The organism is Polaromonas sp. (genome assembly GCF_041689105.1).
Classification (GTDB): Bacteria; Pseudomonadota; Gammaproteobacteria; order Burkholderiales; family Burkholderiaceae_C; genus Polaromonas.
This window is the reverse complement of sequence record NZ_JBDNGU010000022.1, coordinates 1-2,791: the sequence shown is the minus strand read 5'-3', so window position 1 is coordinate 2,791 and position 2,791 is coordinate 1. Positions and strand designations below refer to the sequence as shown.

Genomic DNA, 2,791 nt, shown 5'->3' with positions numbered 1-2,791 from the left:
CCGCAGCGCGACGCAACTGCGCATCAAGGCGCGCCCATGCAGCCGCCTGCCGCCAAACGGGCGATTCCCGCGCCGCAGCGCAAGCCAGCCCCACCGGTTCAGCCCAGGCAGCTCGCAGTAGCAGGCGCTGGCGGCGACTGGGAAGAGTTTTGAGCCTGAGACCGACTCATGGGTAGCCCGATCACCCATGAAAATTTTATTAGTGGAGAGGTAGGTGTGCCAGCCCATCTGGCCACATTAAAGCCTCCAAAGCCGTTTATCTGAGGACAACATGCAGACATCAGCCCTTCATCCCAGAGATTCCGATCCAGCCGCAGCAAGGCTTGCGCTTGCGTCTTTGCGGAAAGCAACTCGTGTTTTGACGGGCAAATCCCCGGTGCATGGGCAGGCAGCGGCTCCGGGCTTCGTCTCCCTGGCGCGCACCATGGCGGTCAGGGGAGGCATTGCCATCGTGGTGGTGACGGCGCTCCTTCTGGGGATTTTCTACACGCTGGCGTCCTCGCAGCACCAGCGCGGCGCCGCCCAGTATGCCAATGCCAAGGCAGAAGCGATTGCCCTTTCTCTGGACATTTTCGACCAGACCATGCGTCTGGGCGCTGAAAACGCTTTCGGCACTTTTCGACGCCAGTTTGGCCCGACCCTGGCCCTTGGCGATGCGGACACATTGACAAACTATGGTGGGCCGATCAACGACAACCCCACGGAAGTAGATGGTTTTGCGAAGGACTTTGCCGGAGGCAACGCCACAGTGTTCGTGGCGCAAGGCGATGATTTCCGCAGAATCACCACATCGGTCAAGAAGGAAAACGGCGAGCGCGCGGTAGGAACCCTGCTGGACCGCAAGAGCCCGGCCTATGCAACGCTGCGCGCAGGAAAAAGGTTTGTCGGGCGGACTCTTCTGTTTGGACGACCCTTCATGACAGTTTATGAACCGGTGCGCGATGACGCCGGGCGTATCGTGGGCGTCCTTTACATTGGGCTGGATATTTCACAGCAGCAAGCCTCTTTGGGCGAGGCCGTCAAGCAGATGAAGATTTTCAGCACCGGAGGACTTTACGCCGTCAATCCGGGCAGCGACCCCGCCTTGGCGACGCTGGTGTTCCACCCAACGGCGGCCGGGAAAAAGCTGGCCGACGTGCTTCAGCCCGAGCCGGCGCAATGGCTTGAACGCCTGACGGGCAAGGAGGCCTTCTGGATTGACAAGGCGTCAGCCGTTCTTGAGCCGGGACAGGGCGGGCAGCGTTATGCCTCCGTGTCCAGGAGCGAGGCAACCGGCTGGCTGGTTGTGGCTGAGGTTCCGGCGTCCGAAGTACTGGCGGATCTGTATCGTCAGATGGCCTGGGTGGGTGGGTTCATTGTTCTGTCTGCCGCCGTGCTTGGCTTCGCGCTGATTATTTCCATTCGCCGTACCGTGGGGTCATTGGGGCTGCTTAGCCAGCATGTGCAGACCATCGGCGAGGGCGACCTGTCCCAGCATTTAACGTCGAAGCGGCGCGACGAAATCGGCGTCATCACCCGGGCTCTGGAGTCCATGCGTGCCAGCCTGTCCCGTGTGGTGGGCGAAGTGCGTCAAGGCACAGACACCATAGCCACCGCCTCCAGCCAGATCGCCTCAGGCAACATGGATTTATCGTCCCGGACAGAGCAGCAGGCCTCTTCGCTGGAAGAAACCGCAGCCTCGATGGAAGAGCTGACCAGCACCGTCAAGCAAAATGCCGACAACGCCCGCCAGGCCAACCAGCTGGCGGTATCCAACTCGGGCGTGGCCGTGCGTGGCGGCGCGGTGGTGTCCCAGATGGTGAGCACCATGAGCGCCATCAACGCCTCGTCCAAAAAGATCGTCGACATCATCGGCGTGATCGACGGGATTGCCTTTCAGACCAACATCCTGGCGCTCAACGCCGCAGTCGAAGCGGCAAGGGCTGGCGAGCAAGGCCGCGGCTTTGCAGTCGTCGCCGCCGAAGTGCGCAACCTGGCCCAGCGCTCAGCAGCAGCAGCCAAAGAGATCAAGACCCTGATCGGCGACTCGGTCGACAAGGTTGAAGAAGGCAGCAAACAGGTCGCTGAAGCTGGCAAGACCATGGACGAGATTGTGGGCAGCGCCAAACGCGTGACCGACATCATGGCCGAGATCACGGCGGCCAGCCAGGAGCAGACGGCAGGCATCGAGCAGATCAACCAGGCGATCACGCAGATGGACCAGGTGACGCAGCAAAACGCCGCGCTGGTGGAAGAAGCGGCAGCAGCAGCGGCTTCACTGCAAGAGCAGGCCAGCGGACTGTCTCAGGTGGTCAGTGTGTTCAGACTCGAGCACGAGCAACAACTCCATCACGCGGCCGCGCCCAAGCGTCCGGCAAGCGCCCCTCAGCGCCCTGCGTCGATGCAACCACCTGCTGCCAAACGGGCCACTGCCGCGCCGCAACGCAGTCAACTTGTCGATGCTGCGGCTCTCGTTGCGGTGTAAACATGGATTTTCCTAAAGTTTCCCTGGATTTTGCCGCTAAACAGGTAGGGATGTCTGCCAACGGCATCGTTTTTCGGGTGCAGCGCATAAGCAGGCGTGTCACCCATATTGTTTAAAGGAATGCGCATGCACGCGACAACAAGCAACCCCAACCCTTCCGCTGCGGCTGTGATGCTCCATGGCGCGCCTGCCATGAAGGCGCTGGAGTTTCTGGCCTTCACGCTGGGCCAGGAAGAGTACGGCATCGATATCCAGAAAGTGCAGGAGCTGCGCGGTTATGACACCGTGACCCGCATCGCCAATGCGCCGGAGCATATCAAGGGTGTG

2 protein-coding genes are annotated in these 2,791 nt (G+C 61.1%); both read left to right on the top strand.

Annotation, left to right across the window (positions count from 1 at the left end; genetic code table 11):
• The first annotated feature begins 424 nt into the window (after positions 1–424).
• A complete protein-coding gene (locus tag ACESMT_RS01940; protein ID WP_372824723.1) occupies positions 425–2,464 on the top strand; it encodes a methyl-accepting chemotaxis protein in 2,040 nt (679 codons plus the stop codon).
• A 171-nt stretch (positions 2,465–2,635) separates the two neighbouring features.
• Positions 2,636–2,791 (top strand): chemotaxis protein CheW (locus tag ACESMT_RS01935; protein ID WP_372824721.1); only part of this gene is annotated, 156 nt, incomplete at its 3' end.

Excerpts from the sequence above, each read along its gene's own strand:
- ACESMT_RS01940 (WP_372824723.1), top strand. The coding sequence starts at position 425 with ATGGCGGTCAGGGGAGGCATTGCCATCGTGGTGGTGACGGCGCTCCTT.